The 24,938-nt window shown below is 67.1% G+C and carries 21 protein-coding genes and 1 pseudogene; 13 read left to right on the forward strand and 9 right to left on the reverse strand.

What is annotated here, in order from left to right; translation table 11 throughout:
• Positions 1-5 precede the first annotated feature (5 nt).
• The 5 genes from cobG to BVC93_RS24055 all read right to left on the reverse strand — a co-directional run bounded on the left by cobG (position 6) and on the right by BVC93_RS24055 (position 4,974).
• Positions 6-1,124 carry a precorrin-3B synthase gene (gene cobG / locus BVC93_RS24035; RefSeq protein ID WP_083739638.1) on the reverse strand — a complete coding sequence of 373 codons (1,119 nt, stop codon included), beginning with the start codon at positions 1,122-1,124 and terminating at the stop codon, positions 6-8.
• Positions 1,125-1,137: 13 nt separating this feature from the next.
• The gene (locus BVC93_RS24040; RefSeq protein ID WP_083741290.1) at positions 1,138-2,031 is read right to left on the reverse strand and encodes a TauD/TfdA dioxygenase family protein; all 894 of its coding nucleotides are present in this window, start codon (positions 2,029-2,031) and stop codon (positions 1,138-1,140) included.
• Positions 2,032-2,096: 65 nt separating this feature from the next.
• Positions 2,097-3,905 (reverse strand): HNH endonuclease signature motif containing protein, encoded by a 1,809-nt coding sequence (locus tag BVC93_RS24045; RefSeq protein ID WP_083739639.1) that lies wholly within the window; start codon positions 3,903-3,905, stop codon positions 2,097-2,099.
• 39 nt (positions 3,906-3,944) lie between these two features.
• Entirely contained in the window at positions 3,945-4,337 is a 393-nt protein-coding gene (locus tag BVC93_RS24050) for a VOC family protein (protein ID WP_083739640.1), read from the reverse strand.
• Between the two features lie 10 nt (positions 4,338-4,347).
• Positions 4,348-4,974, reverse strand: a complete 627-nt coding sequence (locus BVC93_RS24055; RefSeq protein ID WP_157517057.1) for a helix-turn-helix domain-containing protein — start codon at positions 4,972-4,974, stop codon at positions 4,348-4,350.
• 51 nt (positions 4,975-5,025) lie between these two features.
• Between BVC93_RS24055 and cobN the strand changes: the two genes are divergently transcribed.
• The 7 genes and pseudogenes from cobN to BVC93_RS34820 all read left to right on the forward strand — a co-directional run bounded on the left by cobN (position 5,026) and on the right by BVC93_RS34820 (position 13,903).
• A complete protein-coding gene (gene cobN / locus BVC93_RS24060; RefSeq protein WP_192860084.1) occupies positions 5,026-8,604 on the forward strand; it encodes a cobaltochelatase subunit CobN in 3,579 nt (1,192 codons plus the stop codon).
• A gap of 9 nt (positions 8,605-8,613) precedes the next feature.
• Positions 8,614-9,000: a PPOX class F420-dependent oxidoreductase gene (locus tag BVC93_RS24065; protein ID WP_083739643.1), complete on the forward strand. Its 387-nt coding sequence runs from the start codon at positions 8,614-8,616 to the stop codon at positions 8,998-9,000.
• Positions 8,993-9,396, forward strand: a pseudogene (locus tag BVC93_RS24070) (PPOX class F420-dependent oxidoreductase). The gene BVC93_RS24065 and the pseudogene BVC93_RS24070 overlap by 8 nt, the downstream one beginning before the upstream one ends.
• A gap of 24 nt (positions 9,397-9,420) precedes the next feature.
• A complete protein-coding gene (locus BVC93_RS24075; RefSeq protein ID WP_083739644.1) occupies positions 9,421-9,897 on the forward strand; it encodes an FxsA family protein in 477 nt (158 codons plus the stop codon).
• A 13-nt stretch (positions 9,898-9,910) separates the two neighbouring features.
• Entirely contained in the window at positions 9,911-11,500 is a 1,590-nt protein-coding gene (locus BVC93_RS24080) for an amidohydrolase (RefSeq protein WP_083739645.1), read from the forward strand.
• Positions 11,493-13,127 (forward strand): apolipoprotein N-acyltransferase, encoded by a 1,635-nt coding sequence (gene lnt / locus BVC93_RS24085; RefSeq protein ID WP_083739646.1) that lies wholly within the window; start codon positions 11,493-11,495, stop codon positions 13,125-13,127. The genes BVC93_RS24080 and lnt overlap by 8 nt, the downstream gene beginning before the upstream one ends.
• Positions 13,124-13,903 carry a polyprenol monophosphomannose synthase gene (locus BVC93_RS34820; protein WP_083739647.1) on the forward strand — a complete coding sequence of 260 codons (780 nt, stop codon included), beginning with the start codon at positions 13,124-13,126 and terminating at the stop codon, positions 13,901-13,903. Before lnt ends, BVC93_RS34820 begins: the two co-directional genes overlap by 4 nt.
• Before the next feature lie 85 nt (positions 13,904-13,988).
• Here the strand turns inward: BVC93_RS34820 and BVC93_RS24095 are convergent, their stop codons facing one another.
• Positions 13,989-14,324, reverse strand: coding sequence for an RNA polymerase-binding protein RbpA (locus BVC93_RS24095; RefSeq protein ID WP_068917407.1), 336 nt, complete (start codon positions 14,322-14,324; stop codon positions 13,989-13,991).
• A 201-nt stretch (positions 14,325-14,525) separates the two neighbouring features.
• Between BVC93_RS24095 and BVC93_RS24100 the strand changes: the two genes are divergently transcribed.
• Positions 14,526-14,858: a hypothetical protein gene (locus BVC93_RS24100; RefSeq protein WP_192860085.1), complete on the forward strand. Its 333-nt coding sequence runs from the start codon at positions 14,526-14,528 to the stop codon at positions 14,856-14,858.
• Position 14,859: 1 nt separating this feature from the next.
• Here BVC93_RS24100 and BVC93_RS24105 read toward each other — a convergent pair whose 3' ends face one another.
• The gene (locus BVC93_RS24105) at positions 14,860-16,236 is read right to left on the reverse strand and encodes an 8-oxoguanine deaminase (protein ID WP_083739649.1); all 1,377 of its coding nucleotides are present in this window, start codon (positions 16,234-16,236) and stop codon (positions 14,860-14,862) included.
• Positions 16,237-16,307: 71 nt separating this feature from the next.
• Here BVC93_RS24105 and BVC93_RS24110 point away from each other — a divergent pair, with 71 nt between their 5' ends.
• From BVC93_RS24110 to BVC93_RS24130, 4 genes are all read left to right on the forward strand, one after another.
• On the forward strand, positions 16,308-17,528 hold the full coding sequence (locus BVC93_RS24110) for an alpha/beta fold hydrolase (RefSeq protein ID WP_083739650.1): 1,221 nt from the start codon (positions 16,308-16,310) through the stop codon (positions 17,526-17,528).
• A gap of 65 nt (positions 17,529-17,593) precedes the next feature.
• Positions 17,594-18,298 (forward strand): hypothetical protein, encoded by a 705-nt coding sequence (locus BVC93_RS24115; RefSeq protein WP_083741291.1) that lies wholly within the window; start codon positions 17,594-17,596, stop codon positions 18,296-18,298.
• A 721-nt stretch (positions 18,299-19,019) separates the two neighbouring features.
• Entirely contained in the window at positions 19,020-20,525 is a 1,506-nt protein-coding gene (locus tag BVC93_RS24125) for a carboxylesterase/lipase family protein (protein WP_083741292.1), read from the forward strand.
• 65 nt (positions 20,526-20,590) lie between these two features.
• Complete coding sequence (locus BVC93_RS24130) at positions 20,591-22,543, forward strand: primary-amine oxidase (protein WP_083739651.1); 1,953 nt, start codon at positions 20,591-20,593, stop codon at positions 22,541-22,543.
• A 79-nt stretch (positions 22,544-22,622) separates the two neighbouring features.
• Here BVC93_RS24130 and BVC93_RS24135 read toward each other — a convergent pair whose 3' ends face one another.
• The gene (locus BVC93_RS24135) at positions 22,623-23,447 is read right to left on the reverse strand and encodes an alpha/beta fold hydrolase (RefSeq protein WP_083739652.1); all 825 of its coding nucleotides are present in this window, start codon (positions 23,445-23,447) and stop codon (positions 22,623-22,625) included.
• 204 nt (positions 23,448-23,651) lie between these two features.
• On the opposite strand from BVC93_RS24135, the gene BVC93_RS24140 reads away from it, so the two are divergent.
• Positions 23,652-24,173 carry a DUF4333 domain-containing protein gene (locus BVC93_RS24140; protein WP_192860086.1) on the forward strand — a complete coding sequence of 174 codons (522 nt, stop codon included), beginning with the start codon at positions 23,652-23,654 and terminating at the stop codon, positions 24,171-24,173.
• Here the strand turns inward: BVC93_RS24140 and BVC93_RS24145 are convergent.
• Positions 24,164-24,883: a FadR/GntR family transcriptional regulator gene (locus tag BVC93_RS24145; protein ID WP_083739654.1), complete on the reverse strand. Its 720-nt coding sequence runs from the start codon at positions 24,881-24,883 to the stop codon at positions 24,164-24,166. The genes BVC93_RS24140 and BVC93_RS24145 overlap by 10 nt on opposite strands.
• Positions 24,884-24,938: the final 55 nt, after the last annotated feature.

A 24,938-nucleotide genomic window follows, 5' to 3' on the forward strand; every position in this document is an offset into this window, starting at 1 on the left:
GGTAATCACTCTGAGCGGGTGCGATATCCACTCTCGGTGGCGACCAGTACTTCACCCACCGGTGGGCTGCCGCAAGCTCGGTCGCAGCCCACGTAGTGGCGGTGAACGTGACGGTGTTCCCCTGTCCGGGCGGCCGCGGCGGCATCGGCGCGCACATCGGCGGTAGAGCGCTCGCAACCCGGGCTGCCCACACACGCGCTGACGTCCAGCCACGGCGAGTTCTCATCGAAGATCAGACCCTGGGGTGCCAGCACCCGCAGCGACACGTCCGCGATGTCCTCGGAAAGATCGCACACCAGTAGTGAGCGCCACGGCGTGATGACAATCGGCGCTCCGATGGCCGCCAAGTATTCGGCGGTGCGCGACGGCAACACCCCGAGCGCTACGCCGGCGCCGAGTGCGACGCGACCGTCGCGTTGGGAGAGCCAGCCGATGGGACCGCGGATGCTGGGCGGCCAGCTGCGACCCGGCTCGGCGCGGGGTGTCAAGCCGTCCAGCAGAGTTCGAGCATCGTCCAATTCATGCACGCGCCACTTCTTTCCGCGAACGCTCACGAATCGACGTGCCACGGCGAGCAGTGTCGGGATCGCCTCATCGGTGCCCAGTCGGACGCCGGTGTCGACGCCCGCGAGCAGCAGCGCCAGGGTGTTGTCGTCGAGTGCGTGTACTCCCGCGTCGGCGCGCAGACCGGAGACATCACCGCGACCGTCGTCGAGGCTGAACCAGAACCGTCCCGGCAGCCCGGCCAGCACCGGGTCGGCACATACCGCGGCGTCCAGCTCCGGCACCCAACCCCGCACGTCCAGCACACCGTCGACGCGGCCGGACAGCGGCGAGGACACGATGTTGCGGACGCGCTCGTGGGTGGATGACGGCAGAAGCCCGGCGTCGGCGATCGCCTCGGCCACCGCGGCGGTGTCGGAGATACCGCGCAGTTGCACAGAACCGCGTGAGGTCAGTTCGAGGGTGGCCGAGCCGTGTTCGGCAGCGACGTGCGCCAGCGCCTCGAGTTGGTCGGCGCGCAGCATGCCGCCGGGCAGTCGGACGCGCACCAGGGCGCCGTCGGCGGCCTGGTGCACCTGCAGGGCGCCCGGGCAGGCGTCCTGGTCACGTTCGCGGACCACCCGTCCACCGTACTCAGGCGGGAACCGGCTGCAGTATCGGTGAGTAGTGCGATGCGTCCCCGGCGATGACACGGCTGGGTTGGCCGTGGATGTCGACGGGCACGTCCCCTGACAAGGTGATGCGATTGAGCCGTCGGTACTGGTCGTCGTAGTCGGAGACCGCGTAGTGCTGGGTGGCGCGGTTATCCCAGATGGCGATATCGCCGAGGCGCCAGTTCCACCGCACCGTGTTCTCCAGCCGGGTGACCCGTGCCTGGAACAGGTCGAACAGCGCTCGAGACTCGGCCGAACCCAGGCCGACGAACCGTTTCACGAAGTGGCCGAGGACCAGTACCCGGCGTCCGGTCTCCGGGTGCACCCGCACCACCGGATGCTCGGTTTCGAAATAGGCGGATTCGAACTCGTCCCGGTATTCGCGGGTGGTGTCCGACGACGGCGCGTCGACGTAGTCGTAGACATTGGTGTGCACTGCCCACAGGTTGTCCGCCAGCGCCTTCAACGGACCCGGTAACTGGTGGTAGGCAGTTTCGGTGTTGGCCCACGTGGTGGTGCCGCCGTATTCGGGCAGGGTGACGGCGCGGAGCAACGATGCCTTGGGGATGCGATCGACGAAGGTGACGTCGGTGTGCCAGCTGTTGGCCTTGTCGTAGCGCGAGTCGATCGGCAGCACCTGATGGCCCCGCGATGTCACGGTGGGATGCGCGATCGTCGGTGTGCCCAGTAGCTCAGCAAAAGCCAATTGCTTCTGGTTATCGAGGTGATGCTGATCGCGAAAAAAGATCACCTTGTGCTCGAGTAGCGCGGCATTGATCTGTGCTGCCGTGCCGGCATCGAGGTCGCCTGACAGGGTGACGCCATCGATCTGCGCTCCGAGGTGCGCGCCGAGTTTCGTGATGTGCAGAGCCATGCCGTGATGGTGCTCGGGCGGGGCTGCCCCGAACAGCATTTGGCTACTGCAGATTGAAAGTCCGCCTATCGGAATGGTGATCGTGGTGGAGGTCCGTTTGGGCCGTCGAGGGCGCGGAGTAGGGCGTTGTGTTCCCTTTGGGTGTTGATGTGTTGTTGGCGGTCTTGGGCGCGGGTTGTTTGTCGTGTGGGCATGGTGGTGCCCGGGTCGGCTTTCTGGCGACGTCGGTGTCTCGGGTGGATGAAGGGCATGGATGACGTGGTGGTGTCCCAGTGGGGGAACAGGAGTCTGGCTCGGGGTTCGGTGAGATAGGAGTGGCCGGTGGGGGCGGTCCAGAGGATGTCGCCGTTGAGGAGTTGTTCGTCGGTCCAGTTGGTGAAGGTTTTGGCGAGGTGGTGTTCGCGGCACAGGAGTTTGCCGTTGGAGGCGTGGGTGGCGCCGTGTTCGGCGTGGGGGATGGTGTGGTCGATGTCGAGGTGTTCGGCGGTGCGGTTGCAGCCGGGGAAGCAGCAGCGCATGTCGCGGACTGTGATGAACCGGCGCAGTTGTTGGGAGAAGGCGTAGTGCGGTTCGGGGTCGTCGGCCGGTCGGGGTAGTGGTGTGACGGTGGCGCCGGTGCGGATGAGTTCGGCCAGCAGCAGGGTCGGGATGATGCGGCCGTCGAGGCTGACCGCGGGGCGGATGGTCTGGGAGGCAGGTGGATTCGGGGTGGCGGCGGTGCCGGCGTCGGGGTGATCGGGGCCAGGTGGCGGTGTGCCGGGGTCAGGGTCGGCGAAGGGTGGATCCTCACCGTCGCCGTTTCCCTGGTCGGTGTTGTCGCGTTCGTCTTTGTCGGCGGCGGGTGTGGTTGGTGGGTGCGCCCAGTCGGTTTCGTCGGTTTCGTCGGTGGGGTTGTCCCAGGGCCAGGGCGACTGCGGTTGCGCCGAGGTTGTGGCTGCGGCGGCCTGGTCAGTCTCGCGGGCGATGGCTTCGAGGTCGACGGTGGCAGGGGTGGGTCCGGTGGGGCCTTGGGGTGGGACGTGTTGGGCGGCGGCCACTTCGGCGAGGGCAGCGGTGAGGGTGCCGGATTCGGCGAGGATGTGGATCATCACCGTGCGGACTGTCGACGGGATGGTGGCGGCGGGGCAGTCGGGGTGCCCACACAGGCAGACCAGCCGGTCATGGCCACGGAAGATCGCGCCGTGGGCGGCGGCGCGCAGTTCTCCGCGGCTGCGGGGGTCGTGGCGGCAGACGGTGTCGGCCATGGCGTTCAACACGCGGATGGTGAGGTCGGCGTCGACGGCGGACAGGCGGCCGTAGAGCGAGGCGGTGCCGGTGACGTCGTCGGGTTTGCCGCACTGCACGTCACGGCCGGCGGCGGCGTCGCGGTAGCGGCGCACGGCGTGGGGGTCGTGTTCTTCGATGATGGCGTCGACGGCCAGTTCGAGGTCGTCGTCGGAGTGGGTGGTCCAGCTGCCGGCCTGCTGGGCGATCTCGGCGTCGATGAGCGGTTGGGCGGCCGGGCTCACGAGTTCGGTGCGGTAGACGATGGCTGCTGCGACGCGGGCGTTGATGGCACCGGATTCCAAGCACTCGGCAGTCTTGGGTAGCCGCACCGCGAGGGCTTCGGCGATGCGCATTTGCCCCGACGCTCGCCGCGGGCTCAGTGACATGGCGGCTGCGATTTCGTCTTTGGCGGCGGCCCAGGGGTCGTAGATCCAGAGCTTTTCTTCGTCGGCGGCGTCGGCTTCTCGCAAGGCCAGCAACTTGGCGGCGAACGCCCAGACCCGGGCGGTGCTGGTGGCGACCGCGGTGTTGTACTGCCGGATGGCGGTGACCAGCTCGGCGGCAGTCATCTGTCCGCAGGTCACCGGATCCGGAAGTGTATCGAACATGTGTTCGAGTATGTCACCACACTCTGACAAGCGCGCAGATCAGACCTCTGAGCTGGGACGATACGTCCCAAAGCTCCAGACATTGCCGTGCGGGTCACGAGCCGCGAACTCGCGTGAGCCGTACTCCTGGTCGGTCAGCGGCATGATGATCTCCGCGCCGGCAGCGGCGGCGCGCGCATGCAGGGAATCCGGATCGTCCACGACGACATAGACCACCACCGGACCCGGAAGAGCGAACGGACTGTCGGTGCGGTCGGCGTCGTTGACCATCACCACGCCGTTCCCCACCAACACCTCGGCATGCGCCAACGGTTGGTCCTCCTCGGGCGGTACCACCAAGGTCGGACGCGCGGCGAACGCCTTCTCCAGCCACTTGATGGCCGCACGCGGATTCGAATACGGGACGATCGGGACTGCACCGTTGAGTGACATGTCGGCAACGCTAGACCGACGGCACAGCCGCGTCTTGGACAAAATTGACCAGCAGTTCGGTGGGCGTCTGCCCGGCCAGGCTGCGCACTTCACGGGCCAGATGGGCCTGATCGAAGAACCCGCAGTCGGCCGCCAGCGCGGCCCAGTCGACGTCGCCACGACCGAGTCGGGAGGTCAGCTTCTCGAAGCGGACGATCCGCGCCACCGTCTTGGGCGGCAGGCCGACGGTGTCGCGATAACGCTTGATCAGCCGCTTGTGGCTCCACCCCAGCTCGGCGGCCCCCAGCACGTCCTCGACGGCGATGGTCTGATTGGCCAGCTCGTGCATCGGCACTCCGAGCAGTCGCCGGGCGCCCAGCGGGGTCAGGTCCACCTGCAGGCAACTGGCGTTGCCGCCGTGGTGCACCAGCACCGGTGATTCGGTGACGCCGGCGACGAACGAACCCAGCCGCATCGCCGGACGAGCGACATGGGTAATTGTCCAACCCGTATCGAGATCGACGATGATCGGCACGTAACTGCAGGGCAGCTCCCGGAAGGTCACGGGCTGACCGCTGCGGTCGGAGAACCCTTCGTAACGCAGCACCACTCCCCGCAGCGACGAATGCGGGGTTCCGGCCACGAACGTGATGCCCACATCGACCACCGTAGGTCGCGACGGCGACAGCCCGTGCTGTACCAATGTTTTGTGCCAGAACCGACTGTGCTGCTGCTCTCGACGTCCGATACCGACCTGATCACCGCGCGTGCTAGCGGAGCCGGGTTCCGGTGGGCCAACCCGTCCCGTCTGCTCGATGCCGACCTCCCGGCGCTGCTCGAAAACGTGGATCTGGTGATCGTGCGGATCCTCGGCGGTTACCGGGCCTGGCAGGACGGTATCGACACTGTGCTGGCGAGCGGTCTGCCGACCGTGGTGATCAGCGGCGAGCAGGCGCCCGACGCGGACCTGATGGAGCGCTCCACGGTGCCGGCGGGAATCGCGGTGCAGGCGCATGCGTACCTGGCGCAGGGTGGCACCGAGAACCTGGCGAATCTCTACGCGTTCCTTGCCGACACGGTGTTGATGCAGGGTCTCGGGTTCGAGCCGCCGGTCAGCATCCCGGAATGGGGCGCCCTCGAACGTCGGGAGACTCAGAACAGCGGACCCATTATCGCGGTGCTCTACTACCGCGCCCAGCACCTGGCCGGCAACACGTCATACATCGCGGCGCTGTGCGACGCCATCGAGGCGACCGGCGCCCGCCCGCTACCGCTGTATTGCGCCTCTCTTCGCACCCCGCCGGTGGAGCTGCTGCAGACGTTGAAAGACGCCGATGCCATGGTGGTGACGGTATTGGCGGCCGGCGGCGCCAAACCCGCGACGGTGACCGCAGGCGGAGATGATGACGCGTGGAACGTCGAACACCTTGCCGCCCTGGATGTTCCGATCTTGCAGGGGCTTTGTCTGACCAGCCCGCGGGCCACCTGGGAGGCCAACGACGACGGAATGTCACCGCTGGATGTCGCCACCCAGGTGGCGGTACCGGAGTTCGACGGCCGCATTGTCACAGTTCCCTTCTCGTTCAAGGAGTTCGACGACGAGGGCCTGATCGCCTACGTCGCCGATCCCGAGCGGTGCGCCAGGGTGGCCGGATTGGCCGTCAAACATGCTCGCCTGCGCCATATTCCGACGCGGGACAAGAAAGTCGCCCTGGTGTTCTCGGCGTATCCCACCAAACACGCCCGCATCGGCAATGCCGTCGGGCTCGACACCCCGGCCAGCGCCGTCCAGGTGCTGCGAGCCATGCGCGACGCCGGATACGTCATCGGCGACGTCCCGGGCGTCGACGCCCGGGATGGCGACGCCCTGGTGCACGCCCTCATCGAACGTGGTGGCCAGGATCCGGACTGGTTGACCGAGGAACAGATCGCCGGCAACCCGATTCGGGTGTCCGCCAAGGATTACCGACAGTGGTTCGCCACGCTGCCGCAGGAGTTCGCCGACGCCATCGTCGAACACTGGGGGCCACCGCCGGGCGAATTGTTCGTCGACCGCAGCCAGGATCCTGACGGCGAGATCGTGATCGCCGCAATGCAATCCGGCAACATCGTCATCCTGGTGCAGCCGCCGCGCGGATTCGGGGAGAACCCGGTGGCCATCTACCACGATCCCGATCTGCCGCCGAGTCACCACTATCTGGCCGCCTACCGCTGGCTGGACAACAGCTTCTCCAATTCCTTCCATGCCGACGCGGTGGTGCATCTGGGCAAACACGGAAACCTGGAATGGTTGCCCGGCAAGACACTGGGCATGTCCGCGAGCTGCGGCACCGACGCTGCCCTCGGTGACCTGCCGTTGGTCTACCCGTTCCTGGTCAACGACCCGGGGGAGGGCACCCAGGCCAAACGCCGAGCGCACGCGGTGCTGGTGGACCACCTGATCCCGCCGATGGCCCGCGCTGAGACCTATGGCGACATAGCGCGATTGGAGCAACTCCTCGACGAACACGCCAACATCTCAGCGCTGGACCCCGGCAAGCTGCCCGCCATCCGCCAGCAGATCTGGACCCTGATGCGCGCGGCCAAGATGGACCACGATCTGGGTCTGGAGGACCGGCCCGACGAGGACGTCTTCGACGACATGCTGCTGCACGTCGACGGCTGGCTGTGTGAGATCAAGGACGTGCAGATCCGCGACGGCCTGCACATTCTCGGTGAAAAGCCAACGGGTGACGGTGAACTCGACCTGGTGCTGGCCATACTGCGAGCACGCCAGCTGTTCGGCGGTGAGCAGTCGGTGCCGGGACTGCGGGAAGCTCTGGGGCTCAAGGAGGACGGCACCGAGCAACGCCTGACTGTCGACGAGGCCGAAGCCCGGGCGCGGGAGCTCGTGGCCGACCTGCAGGCGGCGGGCTGGGATCCGGCGGCCATCAACACCGACAACCCCGAGGTTGCGGCGGTGCTGCGGTTCGCCGCCACCGAGGTGGTGCCCAGGCTGGCCGGCACCGCACACGAGATCGACCAGGTGCTGCGTGCACTCGACGGCCGGTTCATTGCGGCGGGGCCGTCCGGGTCACCTTTGCGCGGGCTGGTCAACGTGTTGCCCACCGGACGCAACTTCTACTCCGTGGACCCCAAAGCGGTGCCGTCCAAGCTGGCCTGGGAAACCGGTGTGGCCATGGCGGATTCGCTGCTGGAGCGCTACCGCACCGACTACGGGACGTGGCCGCAGTCGGTTGGCCTGTCGGTATGGGGTACCTCGGCGATGCGCACCGCCGGCGACGACATCGCCGAAGTGCTGGCGCTACTGGGCGTTCGGCCCATCTGGGATGATGCCTCGCGGCGCGTCGTCGACCTGGAGGCCATCTCGCTCGAGGAACTCGACAGGCCCCGCATCGACGTCACCGTCCGCATCTCCGGTTTCTTCAGGGACGCCTTCCCGCACGTGGTCACCATGCTCGACGACGCGGTCCAACTGGTCGCCGGACTCGACGAACCAGCCGAGTGCAACTTCGTCAGGGCGCACGCTGCAAAAGACCTCGATGATCACGGCGACCAGAGACGGGCCACCACAAGGATTTTCGGCTCCAAGCCGGGAACCTACGGCGCCGGTCTGCTACAGCTGATCGACAGCCGAAATTGGCGCGACGACAACGACCTGGCGCAGGTGTACACCGCATGGGGTGGTTTCGCCTACGGCCGCGGTCTCGACGGTACCGAGGCCACCGACGACATGAACCGCGCCTACCGCCGGATAGCGGTGGCCGCCAAGAACACCGACACCCGTGAACACGACATCGCCGACTCCGACGACTACTTCCAGTACCACGGTGGCATGGTCGCCACCGTGCGGGCGCTCACCGGCAAGGACCCGGCGGCCTACATCGGCGACAACACCCGCCCCGACGCGGTACGCACACGCACCCTGTCCGAGGAGACCACCCGCGTGTTCCGGGCCCGAGTCGTCAACCCGCGCTGGATGTCGGCGATGCGCCGCCACGGCTACAAGGGGGCGTTCGAGATGGCCGCCACGGTGGACTACCTGTTCGGCTACGACGCCACTGCCCACGTGATGTCGGACTGGATGTACCAGCAGCTCACCGAGAGCTATGTGCTGGACCCCGAGAATCGCAAGTTCATGGAGGAATCCAACCCGTGGGCGCTGCACGGGATGGCCGAGCGACTGCTGGAGGCCGTCGAACGAGGCATGTGGGCCGAACCGGACCAGCAGACCCTCGACGGGTTGCGCCAGGTGCTCCTGGAAACCGAAGGCGAGCTGGAAGGCTAGATTCGGTCTATGCCGACCTTCGCCGACGTCGCCAGAGCCGAGTACATCCTGCTGACCACCTTCACCAAAGACGGCAGGCCGAAGCCCACCGCAGTCTGGGCCGCTCCGTCAGGGGACGGACTGGTGGTGATCACCCAGGCGAAGTCGTGGAAGGTCAAGCGCATCCGCAACACCCCGCGCGTCACCGTTGCCGTCTGCGACCGCCGCGGCAACCCGAAGAGCGACTCGGTCGAGGCCGTCGCGACCGTTCTCGACAAATCCCGCACCGGTGAGGTTTACGACGCCATCGGAAAGAGGTATGGACTGCTCGGCAAGGCGTTCAACTTCTTCTCGAAGCTGCGCGGCGGGATGGAGAACAACGTGGGACTCGAGATCAAGGCGGTGGTTGATGCCTGACACTTTCGCAGACGTCGCACACGCGAAATACCTGCTGTTGACCACGTTCACCAAAGACGGCAGGCCCAAGCCCACCGCGGTATGGGGGTGCCGCAGGGTGACAAGCTGTTGATCATCACCGACGACGGCTCGTGGAAGACCAAGCGGATCAACAACACCCCGAGGGTCACCGTTCAGAAGTGCGGTGTGCTGGGCAAGCCCAAGGGTGAACCGGTCGAGGCGGTTGCCCGTAACCTGCCCAAATCCGAAGCCCGCCGGGTGTTCAACCTGGTGACGCGGCGTTACTGGTGGCACGCCTGGTGGTGGATCCCGCAGGCATTGGTGCGCGGCGGCATCGACAAAGTGCACAGCGCCATCGAGGTGGAAGCGGCCGCGGTGCCGGCGGGGAACCCCTGACCGGACACGTACGTTGAACCGGGCATGGTGATGCGGATTTTCGCGCTGTACGTCCTCGTCGAGATGGCGGTCATCGTCGCGCTGACGGCGACCATCGGCTTCGGCTGGACCCTGATCGCGCTGATCGGCACCTTCGTGCTGGGCCTGGTGCTGGCCGGGTCGCAGCTGCGCCGCCAGCTCGCCAAACTCCAGCAGGGCATGAAAGACCCCCAGGGTGCCGTCACCGACAGCGCGCTGGTGGCGCTGGGCTCTGTACTGGTGTTCATCCCCGGATTGGTGACCACGGTCGCAGGTCTGCTGATGCTGGCCCCGCCCACCCGCGCCGCGATGCGGCCGCTGGCCGGGCTGGTGGCCGCCAAGGGCCTGGCTCGTCAGGTCACCGTCATCAACCTGGGCGGCGGGGTACCGCCCCGGGGTAGGGGCCAGTACATCGACGGTGAGGTTGTCGATGTCCACGATGACGTCCCGGTTGACCGACCCCTGGAGCCCAAGCCCGAGTAGGTAGCGTGTCCGCGTGACGCAGTTGCTGCTCAACGGGCGCATCCACAGCCCCACCCATCCCGACGCCACCGCGCTGGCGGTCCGCGGCGACACTGTTGCCTGGCTGGGTAGCGATGACGTCGCACGCTCCCAATTCCCGGACGCCGAGGTCGTCGACCTCGACGGCGCATTCGTCGCGCCCGCGTTCGTGGACAGCCACGTGCACGTCACCTCCACCGGTCTGCTGCTCACCGGGCTGGATCTGCGCGCCGCCACCTCGCGGGAACACTGTCTGAGGATGCTGGCCGAGTACGCCGCCGCTCACCCCGACGGGGTGGTCTGGGGGCACGGCTGGGACGACGCGGACTGGTCGGACACGCCCACCACCGCCGAGGTCGACACCGCCTCGGCCGGTCGGCCGGTGTATCTGTCCCGGATAGACGTGCACTCGGCGTTGGCCTCCACCGCGTTGCGCAGCCAAGTCGCCGACCTCGCAGGCGCCGACGGGTACGACGCCGAAGGCGCGCTGCGCGCCGACGCCCACCACTTGGTGCGGGCCCGGGCGCGGGCCCTGCTGACCGAGAGTCAGCAACAGCAGGCCCGTACCGCAGCGCTGGATGCCTTCGCCGCCGCAGGGGTGGTGGCGGTCCATGAATGCGCAGGGCCACAGATCGGCGGCCTCGATGACTGGCGGCACCTGCACGCCACCGACCACGGTGTCGACGTCGTGGGCTTCTGGGGCGAAGCCGTCACCTCGGCCGACCAGGCTCGAGAACTGTTGACGCACACAGGTGCTCAGGGTCTGGCCGGCGACCTGTTCATCGACGGGGCGCTGGGCTCGCGGACCGCGCACCTGTTGCAGCCTTACGCCGACGCCGACCACTGTGGTCGCCACTACCTCGACCCCGACGCGGTCGAAGGCCATCTGCGCGCGTGCACCGAGGCCCGGATCACCGCCGGGTTCCACGTCATCGGCGACGCGGCCGTCACCGTCGTCGTCGATGCGCTGCAGAAGGTGGTCGACGCCCTCGGTGTGCCCGCCGTCGCGCGCTGCGGGCACCGTCTCGAGCACCTGGAGATGGTGACCGTCGAGCAGGCCGCAAAACTGGGCTCGTGGGGTGTCATCGCCAGTGTGCAGCCGAACTTCGACGCGCTGTGGGGAGGTGAGGACGGCATGTACGCCCAGCGCCTGGGGCCCGAGCGCGCCCGCGGGCTCAACCCCTTGGCGCAACTGGCCGCAGCGGGGGTGCCGTTGGCCTTCGGTTCCGACAGCCCGGTCACCGAACTGGACCCGTGGGCCACGGTGCGCGCCGCCACCACCCACCACACGCCAGGAGCCTCGGTGTCGGCCCGGTCGGCGTTCTCGGCGTCCACCCGCGGTGGCTGGCGTGCCGGCGGCGTCCGGGACGGCGTCACCGGAACCCTGGTGCCGGGAGCGCCCGCGTCCTACGCCGTTTGGGAGGCGGACAACCTCGAGGTCGCCGCCCCGGCCGACTCGGTGGCGCGGTGGTCCACCGATCCCCGCTCCCGGGTGCCCGCCCTGCCGGCGTTGGCCGAAGCATCGCCTCGATGTCTGCAGACAGTGCACCGCGGCCGCGTCCTTCACGGTGGGTGCAATGTCTAGAGTCCTGGGCTGGCTCAAACTTCGCGCGGTCCGGCTCAGCCTGGCGATCATCGCCGGCCTGTTGCTGTACGCGAGCTTCCCACCGGTGGGCTGGTGGTGGGCCGCCATCATCGGTGTGGCTCTGTTGACTGTGGTGGTCAAGGACCAGACCACCACCGCGGCAGGTGGATTCGGCTACGGATTCCTGTGCGGCGCAGCGTTCTATCTGCCGCTGTTGCCCTGGATCAGCGGTCTGGTGGGTGTGGCGCCGTGGGCGGCGCTGTCGCTGATGTGTGCCCTGTTCCCGGCCGTCTTCGGGATGCTGGCCGTGCTGGTGCGTGACCTGCCGGGCTGGCCGGTGTGGACAGCATTGGTGTGGATGGTGGCCGAATGGCTGAAATCCGTCATTCCGTTCGGTGGATTTCCCTGGGGTGTCCTCGGTTTCAGCCAGACCAACGGGCCGCTGTTGCCGCTGACCCGGCTGGGTGGGGTGCCGCTGGTGTCTTTTGCAGTCGCCGTCGTCGCCGTCTCGGCCGTCGCAATCGGCCTCGAGGTGGTGGCGTGGTGGCGCGAATCGGCCAAGGACCGCCCGCCTGCGGTGGTGCTGCCGGGGTTGTGCATCGCGGTGGTGTTGCTGGGTATTGCCGCGGTGCATCCCGGGGTGCGGCAGTCCGGTGCCGGGTCCGACGACGATCCCGTGGTGACGGTGGCCGCCATCCAGGGCAATGTCCCGCGCCTAGGTCTGGATTTCAATGCCCAGCGCCGTGCGGTGCTGGACAACCATGTCAAGGAGACCCTGCGGCTGGCCGAGGAGGTACGGGCCGGTCGGGCACCGCAGCCGCAGTTCGTGGTGTGGCCGGAGAACTCCTCGGACATCGACCCGCTGGCCAACGCCGACGCAGGCGAACAGATCTCGCTGGCTGCCAAGGCCATCGGCGCGCCGATCCTGGTGGGTGCGGTGGTGGCACACCCCGACAGCACCAGGGACAACCCGGCAGCCCTGAATACCGTGATCGTCTGGGATCCGGTGGACGGGCCAGGGGAGCGGCACGACAAGAAGATCATCCAGCCGTTTGGTGAGTACCTGCCGTGGCGCGGCTTCTTCTCCATGCTGTCCTCCTACGCCGAGCGGGCCGGCTACTTCGTCCCAGGCGACGGCAACGGAGTGGTGCAGGCTGCGGGAGTCCCGGTCGGCATCACAACGTGCTGGGAGGTGATCTTCGACCGGGCGGCCCGCGAGTCGGTGCTCAGCGGCGCCCAGGTGCTGGCGGTGCCCACCAACAACGCCACCTTCGACCAGACGATGAGCGAGCAGCAACTGGCGTTCTCGAGGGCCAGGGCGGTGGAGCACAACCGTTACGTGGTGGTCGCGGCCACCACCGGCATCTCGGCGATCATTGCGCCCGACGGGCGTGAGCTGGCCCGCACCGAGTGGTTCCAGCCGGGGACGCTCAACATGGCAATCAGGCTCAAAACTGCTCTGACGCCTGCCACGCAGTGGGGTCCGCTGGTGCAGTTTGCGCTGGTAGCGCTAGGTATTGGGGCTGCCGCTTCGGGTTTGTGGCGCCGAGTGCGGCACAATGGAGGGTTATTGCGCCCGACAGGTGAGTCCGGCGCCTCAGATTTGGAAACCCGAGGAGCTTCATGACCATCGGCTCAGGTTCGTCTCTGCCTGGGGAACAGCCCAGCCAGCGCACCTTGGTGATCGTGCCGACCTACAACGAGCTGGAGAATCTCCCGCTGATCGTGGGGCGAATTCATTCTGCCCTGCCGGACGTGCATGTGCTCGTCGTCGACGACGGCAGTCCCGACGGTACCGGCAAACTGGCCGACGAACTGGCCCTGGCCGACCCGGAGCGGGTGCATGTCATGCACCGCACCGTCAAGGACGGCCTCGGGGCGGCCTATCTCGCAGGCTTCGCGTGGGGGCTGAACCGCCAGTACACCGTGCTGGTCGAGATGGATGCCGACGGCAGCCACGCACCCGAGCAACTACACCGCCTCCTGGATGCGGTGGACGCGGGCGCGGATCTGGCGATCGGCTCGCGCTATGTGCCGGGCGGCACCGTACGCAACTGGCCCACTCGACGGTTGGTGCTGTCCCGCACCGCCAATGGCTACTCCCGGCTCCTGCTCGGTGTCGACATCCACGACATCACCGCCGGCTATCGCGCCTACCGTCGTGAAGTGCTGGAGAAGATCGATCTGGCAGCCGTGGACTCCAAGGGCTACTGCTTCCAGATCGACCTGACCTGGCGCGCCATCAACAGTGGCTTCCGCGTGGTCGAGGTGCCCATCACCTTCACCGAGCGCGAGCTCGGCGTGTCGAAGATGAGCGGGTCCAACATCCGCGAAGCCTTGGTCAAGGTGGCTCAGTGGGGTCTGAGCGGGCGGCTGGACCGTGCGCGTGGTGTCAGCCGCTGACTGACCTTCCGGGGTGACTTCACGGAAGCGCGCCGGGTAGTGGCCGCTCCCGGTCATTCGGGAGCGACCACGGTGGAGGTGATGCTCAGCCGCGACGCTTCGTCTTGATGATGTCGAGGCGCTCTTTGAGCAGTTCCTCGAGCTCCTCGACCGAACGCCGTTCCAGCAGCATGTCCCAGTGGGTGCGGGGGGGCTTGACCTTCTTGGGCTCGGGCACGTCACCGTCGATCAGCGTGCCCTCCATGCCGTTCTTGCACGGCCACGTGCCGGGGATCTCGGCGTCGTCGGCGAAGGGCACGTCGAAGATCTCGCCGTTGTCGGTGCGGTACCGCGCGACCTGACGCGGCGCCAGGTCATGGTTGCGGTCGGTCTCGTAGCTCACAGCTCCGAGGCGACTACCTCGCAGGACACGATCAGCCATCGTCGTCAACTCCTTACAGCGCAGATGTTCCGCGTCTATCAACGCAGCGACGCCCACAACAGTTCCCCGATTGGCGGCGCGACAATCCAGGATACCCGCAGATACGGCGGTTGCCGCCGTCACGCGTCTACAGTCTTGGATCGTGAGCCGGAGGATCACCCCCAACCGTGGTAGGTGGGGCATTGGTGAGGTGGGTCGATCGTGAGCGGCCGCAAGAAACGCCCGCAACCGTGCCGGTGGTGTGGCCGCGAGGTGCCTGACGCCGGTCTCGGCAGGCGCAGACAGTACTGCAGGCAGTCGTGCAGACAGCGGGCCTATGAACAGCGGGCCATGGTCAAGGGCTCTTCGGTGCCCGAGGACGCCGTGGTGCTCTCGGCCGACGAGGCCGCCCAGCTGTCGGATCGGGTGTTCCAGGTGCGGTGCGCCGCCGAGGACGTGGCCACTGCGGTCGACGAAGGTGCCGACGGAGCGGAACTGCGTGAACTGTGTGATGCCCTGGTGCGGGCGGCGAAGGCCGCCGACGGTTGGCGCTGATTCAGAGCCCGGCCTTCTGACGCAGCCGGCGCGCCGCGGAACGGGCTTCGGTGGCAAGCGTCGCCGGATCCGCGGTACGCAGCTCGCCGTCGCTGACTATGGTCCGGCCCCCGACCAGTAGTTGCCGTAGCGGGGCGGGCGGGCCGAACACCAGCGCACACACCGGGTCCTCGATGTCGGCGTGCCCCAGCCCGGACAGGTCCCACAGCGCGATATCGGCCAGCTTGCCCGGCTCCAATGAGCCCAACTCGGTGTCGCGGCCCAGGCAGCGAGCCCCGCCCATGGTGCCCATCTGCAGGCACTGCCGCGCCGTCAGGGCCAGTGGACCCAGTCGGAACCGCGCCGCCAACAACGATTCGCGCAGCTCGGTGGCCAACCCGCCGTGCTCGTTGGAGGCCACCCCGTCGACTCCCAGCCCCACCGGCACGCCTGCGGCCAGCAGCTCGGGAATGGGGGCGATGCCGGAGCCGAGGCGGCCGTTGCTGCTCGGGCAGTGCGCCACACCGGTGCCGGTGGCGGCGAACTTGGCGATGTCACCTTCGGACAGGTGTACGCAGTGCGCCATCCAGACGTCGGAGCCCAGCCAGCCCAGCGATTCGACGTAGTCGACGGGGCGCGCGCCGAAGTTGGCCAGGCAGAACGCTTCCTCGTCCTCGGTCTCGGCCAGGTGCGTGTGCATCCGGACACCCAGTTCGCGGGCCAGCACGGCAGACTGCTTCATCAGCTCTGCGGTCACCGAGAACGGTGAGCACGGGGCCAGCGCAATCCGGCAGTGGGAGTCGAACCCAGGGTCGTGGTGCGCGGCCACGGCGTCGGCGCACGCGGCCAGGATGGTGTCGATGTCCTCGACCACCGAGTCGGGCGGCAAACCGCCGGAGGAGGCTCCGAGATCCATCGACCCGCGGGTGGGGTGGAACCGCAGGCCGATCCGCGATGCGGCGGCCACCTCGGCGGCCAGGACGTCACCGACAGGCGTCGGGAATCCGCCGTCCTTCGGAAATATGTAGTGGTGGTCCATGGACGTGGTGCACCCGGTCAGCGCGAGCATGCCCAGACCTGCACTGGCAGAGGCGAATTCGAGGTCTTGGTCCACTGCCGCCCACAGTGGGTAGAGCGTGGTGAGCCACTGGAACAGGGTGCCGTCCTGTGCGTGGCCCCTGGTGATCCACTGGTTGAGGTGATGGTGGGTGTTCACCAGCCCCGGGGTGGCCAGACAGTCGGTGCCGTCGATCAGCTCGCTGTCGGGAAGTTCTGGTGCGGGCCCCTCGCCCACGGCGGTGATCACTCCGTCGCGGACGACGATGTGACCGGTGCGGTATTCCGTGCCCGTGTTGTCGACGGTGGCAACGGCACAGTTGGTGATCACGCGGGTGGGCATGATTCATCTTGCCGTGAACGGTGGCCGAGGGCATCTCCTGGCGAACCCGTCAACGATTACGATCAGTCCCCATGAGTGTGCCGCCGCAGGCCAAACCAGCGGGTGTGGTGTGGCGATTCGACGATTTCGAGCTCGACACCGCGCGATACGAACTGCGGGGCAACGGTTCTGTGATCCGGATCGAGCCCCAGGTGTTCGATGTGCTGACCCAGTTGGTGGCCAACCGCGACCGGCTGGTCACCAAGGAGGAACTGTTCGACAGCGTGTGGGGCGGGCGGTTCGTCGGTGAGGCGGCCTTGACCAGCCGGATCAAGGCGGCCCGTAAGGCACTCGGCGACGATGGCGAAGCTCAGAGCTACATCCGCACCGTGCGAGGCCGTGGCTATCAGTTCGTCGGTACGGTGGCCGATGACTTGCCGGCAATCGAGGAGCCGGCGCCGCAGGCCCCGCTGCCCCGGCAGACCATCGCCTTCACCCGGGCCGCGGACGGAATTCGGTTGGCGTATGCCGTCGCCGGTGACGGGCCACCGCTGGTGCGAGCCGCCAACTGGATGACCCATCTCGGTTACGACATCGAGAGCCCGGTGTGGAGCCACTGGGTTCGAGACCTGTCCCGGGGGCACACCTTCATCCGGTACGACGAGCGCGGGTGCGGGCTTTCGGATTGGGAGGCCGGCGAATTCACCTTCGAGGACTGGGTGGCCGATCTGGAGTCTGTGGTCGAAGCGCTTGGGCTGCAGCAATTTCCGCTTCTTGGAGTGTCGCAGGGCGGGGCGGTGGCGGTGGCCTACGCAGCGCGCCATCCGGAGCGGGTGAGCAAGTTGGTGCTGTGCGGCGCCTACGCGCGGGGTCGGGCGGTGCGCGCTGTGGGCGACCAGGAAAGACGCGCCGCCGCACTGGATCTCGACCTCGCCCGCGTCGGCTGGGGCCGTGACGACCCCGCGTTCCGGCAGGTGTTCGCCGCGCAGTTCCTGCCTGATGGCAGCCGGGCGGACTGGGCGGCGTTCGACCAGTTGCAGCGTCGCACCACGTCACCGGAGAACGCGGTGCGGTTCCTGGAGGAGTTCGCCACCATCGACGTCCGCGAGCTGGCACGAGAAGTCCGGTGCCCGACGCTGATCCTGCATTCCCGCGAGGATCACCGGGTGCCGATGCAGTCGGGGCAGGAGCTGGCCGCGCTGATTCAGGACGCCCGGCTGGTGGCACTGGACAGCAAGAACCATCTGCTGACTGCCGATGAGCCCGCTTGGCAGGTGTTCCGCGGTGAGGTCGCGGCCTTTTTGGCCGGCTGAGATCTCCACCGAATCTCCACGCTATCTCCATGTAGCGCCGTCGACGGTCGAGCATGCTGGTTCACATGAGAAAACAGTTCCGCACCCTGATGATCAGCACAGGCGCCCTGATCGCGCTGGGTTCGCTGCCCGCCTGCTCGGGAGGCACCTCCACTGAGGCCACCTCGTCGACCACCGCCGCGACCACCGCCACGTCGGCGGCCGCCGCGCCCGCGGAGAACTTCCCGCAGACGGCCCGCTACATCGCCGACATGCCGATGGCCGACGGCGGCACCATGACACTGGGCGTCGCGGTCAGTGGCGACAAGGTCGTCGCCTACGCCTGCGACGGCAGCAAGGACGAGGCCTGGTTCTTCGGCAGTCAGGACGACGGTGCCCTCGACATCACCAGCAGGTTCCGCGACACCCTGGTGGCCGACTACGAGGGCGGCAACGTGGTGGGTGACCTCACGATGGACGGGGTGTCCTACACGTTCTCGGCTCCGCAGGTGGCCGACCCGGCCGGGATGTACACCGCTGAACTGGGCGGCGTGCGTGCCTCGTGGGTGGTTCGCCCGGGCGACACCATGACCGGCGTGCAGTTCACGCCGCGCGACGACGACAAGACCGTCTTCGAACTCCAGGGTGAGCAGTTCCGGGAACGCGTGCGCAACACCCGCGAACTGACGCCCGCACCGCAGCTGAGCCTCGATGGTCTGCGCACCACGATCAACGGCCAGCCCGTAGTCGCCGAACTCGTCACCGGTGACACCAGTTTCACCAAGGACTGAGATCGCTTCAGCCGCACTCGAATCGGATGCCGGCGTCGGGGGTGGTGGCACGTTCTGCAAGCAGCCGAACGGCACCACTCCCGCGTCGGACATCTTCAAGGCGGTCTGGTGGGCGAAGTTGACGCAGAACAGCGCCACCGGATCGGTACGGCATTGGTAATCGCCGAATTTCAGTGAACTCCCGTAGGGCAATTCTGGTCCGGTCCCCACCGTGAAGGGTCCCGGGTCGCCGTGTGCGGACCCGATCTGGGCGCTGGTGCCGTCGAAATCGACCCAGTTCCCCACCCACGGGCCATATATTTCGGCCGGTTCGGCCGGCGGGTCGGTCAGTTCCACCAGGCAGGCCATGGCGCCGCCGATCATCGCGGAAGCGGTGAGGCACTGCGTCTTGCCGGATGGTGTGACGAAGGCCACATCATTGCCGAGGTCGCTCTCCACGTCGTCGCGTGTCGCGGTGTGGAACGCGTCGGGATCGGCGGGCTCACCGGCCTGAACCCAGGAGATCACCGCAGCCACCGGTGCGTCGGCAGGCGGGGCCGCCGTGGGGGTGGGACTCGAAGTGATGGAGCGGGTGGACTCTGTGGTCGATGCAGGTGAGGAGCTGTCCGTGGACGGGCTCGTAGCCTCCTCGGTACCGGCCGAGCAGCCCGCCGCCAGCACCGACGCCGCCATCGCCACAACTATCCGCATGCTGGTAACGGTAGTTCGCTACCGTCGGGTTATGCATGAGCACACCAAACGCGTCACCGTCACCAGCGGTGTCGTCGAGGGGTTCACCCGCAACGGCGTGAACCGCTGGCGCTCCATCCCGTACGCGAAACCACCCGTGGGGCCGCTTCGATTTCGGGCGCCGGTGCCGCCTGAACCCTGGCGCGGTGTGCGGTATTGCCACGGCTTCGCCAACTGCGCGCCGCAGCAGCGCAAGTACACGCTCACCGGGATCGGGCGTTACCAGACCATGGGCGAGGACTGCCTGACGCTGAACGTGGTTGCGCCAGAAGTAGAGCCGTCCGAACCATTGCCGGTGATGGTGTTCGTGCACGGCGGCGCCTACATTCTGGGCAGTTCGGCCACCCCCATCTATGACGGGGTGAAGCTGGCGCGCCGTGGATGTGTGTACGTGTCGGTGAACTACCGGCTGGGTGCACTGGGGTGTCTGGACCTGTCGTCGCTCGGCACCGCCGCGCACCCCATCGAGTCCAATCTGTTCCTGCGTGATCTGGTGTTGGCCTTGCAGTGGGTGCGCGACAACATCGCCGTCTTCGGTGGTGATCCGGGCAAAGTCACGATCTTCGGCGAGAGTGCCGGAGCCCACGCCGTGACGGCGCTGCTGGCGGTGCCCGCCGCCAAAGACCTTTTCGCCCAGGTTATCTCGGAAAGCCCCGCCGCAGGCATGTCGTCGACCACCGAACAGGCCGCCGAGTTCGCCGACCGATTCACCGCGCTGCTGGGAGCAGATCGAGCAGATGCGGCGCAGGTGGTGCGCGCCGCGCCGGCCGCCGAACTGGTCGACGCCATGGACCGGTTGATCACCCAAAGCGGTGCCGAGATGCTGGGCGCGTTCCCGGCGGGCCCCACCCACGGCGACGACTACCTGCCCGTCGAACCGGTGGAAGCGATGCGCCGGGGTACCGCGCACCGGGTGCCGCTGATCGTGGGCAGCAACGCCGAGGAAGCCAGGCTGTTCACCCGGTTCCTGAAACTGCTGCCCACCACCGAACCGGTGATCGAGGCACTGCTGGCCGAGGCCGGTCCGGACGCCCGCGCCCGGATCACCGCCGCCTACCCGGATTACCCGCGTCCGGCGGCCTGCATCCGGCTCGGCGGTGACTTCGCGTTCGCCTCGGCTGCCTGGGAAATCGCCGAGGCGCACAGCCGCCACGCCCCGACCTACCTGTACCGATACGACTACGCACCGCGGACGCTCAAGTGGTCCGGACTGGGCGCCACCCATGCCACCGAACTCCTGGCCGTCTTCGACGTCTACCGCACTCGCTTCGGTTCACTTCTGACCGCTGCGGGTGATCAGCGTTCGGCCGCCACCGTCACCCGCGCCGTCCAGAGCCGATGGCTGGAGTTCAGCCGCACCGGAGTGCCCGGCCAGGGCTGGCCGGCGTATCAGCACGACGACCGCTCGGTGCTGGTGTTCGACCGCCGCACCCGGGTGGAACTGGACCCCGACCGCGACCGTCGGACAGCGTGGTCGGGATTCTCCCTGACGTCCTGAGAAGACTGCGGCGAGTTTGTGGCCGATGTCGTGCGCCGTGGTCACGGATGTGATTGCGTAACGCCATGAGCGAATCCCTGCCTCCCGACCCCGATCATCCACTGGATCCGCTGTCGGCCGACGAGTTCACCGCGGTTTCGGCGATCCTGCGCCGTGAGCGCGGAGTCGGTGACGGCTGGCGGATCAACTGCGTTGAGATGGTGGAGCCGGGCAAGGCCGAGCTGGCGGCGTTCGACGGCGGAGGGGACCGGCCTGCGCGCAAGGCGCTGGTGCTGTGCCTGGACCGCTCCGCCAACTCGACCTACCGCTGCGTCGTATCACTGACCGATGACCGGGTGGAGTCCTTCGAACACGTCCCCGGCGTGCAGGCCAACTTCACCGTCGACGAATTCCACGAGTGCGACGAGATGCTGCGCAGCCATCCCGACGTGATCGCCGCGCTGGCCAAGCGTGGCATCACCGACATGGAGCTGGTGTTCATGGACACCTGGACCTACGGCGACGCGGTGGCTCCACCGGAACTCCGCGACCGCCGGATCGGCTGGTCGGACACCTGGCTGCGTAGCGCGCCCGGCACCAACCCGTACGCCACCGCGGTCAGCGGATTGCACTGTGTGGTGGACCTGAACTCGATGGAACTGTTGCGCATCGAGGACGACGACCCCTTCGCCGGTGGTGGAACACCGCCGACGACCATGGGCGAGTATGTGCCCAAACACATTCCGGAGCGCATCAAGGCCGGCTGGCAGCGTGAGCCGCTCAAACCACTGGACATCACCCAGCCGGAGGGGCCGTCGTTCACCCTCACCGGCAATCTGCTGCAGTGGCAGAACTGGTCGCTGCGGGTGGGGTTCAACCACCGCGAGGGCATGACACTGCACACGCTGAAGTACCGCGACGGCGGACGTGACCGCTCGGTGGCCCACCGGATGTCGTTCGCGGAGATGATGGTGCCCTACCGGGACCCGTCGGTGGACCACTACCGCCGCACCGCCTTCGACATCGGCGAGTGGGGGCTGGGTTTCATGACCACCTCACTGGAACTCGGCTGCGACTGCCTCGGTGAGATCCGCTACCTCGACGCCACCCTGCACAACTCGAAAGGTGAGCCCTACACCATCACCAACGCCGTCTGCATTCACGAAGAGGACAACGCGGTGTTGTGGAAGCACGTCGACGTCAGCGGCGCCGAGGTGCGGCGCATGCGACGGCTCACCATCTCCAGCCACGTCACCGTGGCCAACTACGAGTACCTGATCTACTGGCGGCTGTACCAGGACGGCAACATCGAGTGTGAGGTGCGTGCCACCGGGATCATGGTCACCACTCCGGTGCCACCCGGCAAGCCGCATCCCAACGGCACCCTGGTCGACGAACGCACTTATGCGCCATTTCACCAACACTTCCTGGTGGCCCGTCTCGACCTCGACGTCGACGGCACCGAGAACACGGTGTACATGTCCGAATCCCACGCCGAGCCCATGGGACCCGACAATCCCTATGGCCTGTCGGTGGTGCAGCGCAACGTGCCGTTGCGTTCGGAGAGCCAGGCTGTCCAGGATCTGAACTTCGCGACCCAACGTGCGTGGAAGGTGGTCAACACCAACGTCGTCAACGGCCTGGGCACCCATCCGGCCTACAAGTTGGTGCCCACCGGGGCGCTGCCGTCGATGTTCGACCCGGACTCGCCGGTGTTCCAGCGCGCCACCGTGATCGGCCATACCCTGTGGGTGACACCGAACAGTCCTGATGAACGTTGGCCTGCAGGCGAATTCGTGAACCAGTCGTCGAAGGACACCGGGATCGGTGCGTGGATCAGGGCCAACCGGCCGATCGAGAACACCGACGTGGTGCTGTGGTACGTCTTCGGCATCCATCACATCACCCGGCCGGAGGACTGGCCCATCATGCCCGTCGACGTGGTGTCGTTCTGGCTCAAGCCCTACGGATTTTTCGACCGCAATCCGTCGTTGGATGTCGCGGCGAGCCCGCCCGCGCACTGCCACACCAGCAATTGACAGCCGTCAACAAATTCTGGCAAAACGCCCTGCGCGCAGCGAGTGGCTGGAGTACAACAGGGACCAGAACCGGAACTCGTCAGGACTGGAAGAAGGCCAGTAGCTCGGGATTGAGCACGTCGGCGTGGGTGGTCGGCAGACCGTGCGGCAGGTCCTCATAGGTCTTGAGTGTCCCGTTGGCCAGAAGTTCGGCGGATCGGGGGCCGGACGCCACGTACGGCACGATCTGGTCGTCTTTGCTGTGCACCACAAGAGTGGGAATGGTGATCTTCTTCAGGTCCTCGGTGAAGTCGGTCTGGGAGAAGGCGACGATGCCGTCGTAATGGGCCTTGGCACCGCCCATCATGCCCTGACGCCACCAGTTCTCGATCACCGCCTCTGAGCTCTCCACGCCAGGGCGGTTGAAGCCGTAGAACGGTCCCGAAGGCAATGCCCGGTAGAACTCGGAGCGGTTGGCCGCCAGCTGCTCCTGCAGCCCGTCGAAGACGTCCTTCGGCAAACCTTCCGGGTTGGCGTCCGTCTTGACCATCAGCGGGGGAACGGCGCACAACAGCGCGGCTTTGGCCGCCCGGTCCTCACCGTGGCGCGCGAGGTAGTGCACCACTTCGCCACCGCCGGTCGAATGGCCGACGTGGATGGCGTCGGTCAGATCCAGGTGGTCCACCACGGCTTTGAGATCGTCGGCGTAGTGGTCCATGTCGTGTCCGTCGGCGACCTGCGTGGAGCGGCCGTGGCCACGACGGTCGTGGGCCACCACGCGGTACCCCTTGGACAGGAAGTACAGCAACTGAGTGTCCCAGTCGTCGGAGGACAGCGGCCAACCGTGGCTGAAGACGATGGGCTGGCCGGTTCCCCAGTCCTTGTAGAAGATCTCGACGCCGTCGCTGGTGGTGATGATGGGCATGGGCCGCCTCCATCTGGGTGAGTTCAATCGTCTGACCAAAGAAACTTACGCCCGTAGAGACCCGGGTGCGAACCTGTGCCGCGGCCTCGTCGAGGCCGTCGAGCGACTCACGGCGGTAGTAAACCACTGGCGGTGTCGGTTCCCTGTTATGTTGCGTGCGCCGGCGGGACACCGCCCGGTGGTCAGCAATGTTGGGAGGTCGCCGTGCGCACATTGGTCTACACGCTTTCAACGGCGACTGTTGTGGGACTGTCCGCAGTGGGCTGCAGTTTCAGCTTCAACTCCGGCCCGCCGACGGTGGGCAAAGGCGACCTCGAGAGCGACATCTCGAGCAGGCTCGCAGAGGCTGACCAGAAGCCCCAGTCGGTGGTCTGCAGCGCCGATCTGGAGGGTGTGGTGGGCAAGACCACCACATGTGAGGTGGTGCTCAGTGACACCAATGCCATCGAGCCCGTCGTCGAGGTGACCAAGGTCGAGGACACCACGGTCAGCTACGAAATGACCCCAGCCCTGTCGCAGGCCCAGCTGGAGAAAGCGGTGGCGAACCTGGTCACCGAGAGCGCGGGGGAGGAGGTCGCCGGTGTGACCTGTGACGGCGGGCTGCTGGGTGAAGAGGGCAACGAGACCAACTGCTCGATGCAACTGGGCGGTGAACCGCTGGACACCGTGGTGACCGTGACGACGGTGAACGAACTGCTGATGAACTTCGAGGTCAATCAGGTCTGATCGGGCGAGAACTCCTGCGCCATCGCGGAGATGGCTTCGTCGATGATCGCGCGCATCGCCCGTTCGGCGGCATCTTCGTCGCGCATCCGGATGGCCCGCGCGACTTCGTCGTGCAGCGCGATCGCTTCGGCGTTCGGCTCTTCTGGCATCATTCCGTGATGGGTACGGCCGGCGAGCACCTCGGCCACCACGCCACCGAGGGCGCGGAACATCTCGTTGCCGCTGGCTTCCAACAGTGCGCGGTGAAATACCTTGTCGGCCAAAAGGTATGACTCCAGATCGCCGGAGCGCCCGTGAACCACCATGTCCGACACCGCGGCGGCCATGATGCGGCACTGGTGTGGGTCGGCGCGGCGCGCCGCCAAGGCGGCCGCGGCCGGCTCGAACCCACGCCGCAGCTCGGACAGTGATACCAGTTGGGCGGCGCGGTCGCCGGCGGCCAGCCGCCATCGGATCACCTGGGGGTCGAAGACATTCCAGCTCGCGGCGGGCTGGATGGTGATGCCGACGCGCCTGCGGGAGGCCACCATGCCCATGGACTCGAGCACCCTGACGGCCTCGCGGGCGACGCTGCGCGACACCCCGTGCTCGGCGCTCACCCCGTCGAGGGTCAGCACGCTGCCCGCGGGGAGGCGGCCAGAGACGATTCCGGTGCCTACGGCGTCGAGCAGTGTGGAGTGCAATTCACCCGCTGCCGGCTGCGCGCTCATCGATACATCCTCCCATAGCTCCTGGTCGTAGCCATAAAACCCATCATTTCAATCA

Source organism: Mycobacterium sp. MS1601 (assembly GCF_001984215.1).
Taxonomy (GTDB): domain Bacteria; phylum Actinomycetota; class Actinomycetes; order Mycobacteriales; family Mycobacteriaceae; genus Mycobacterium.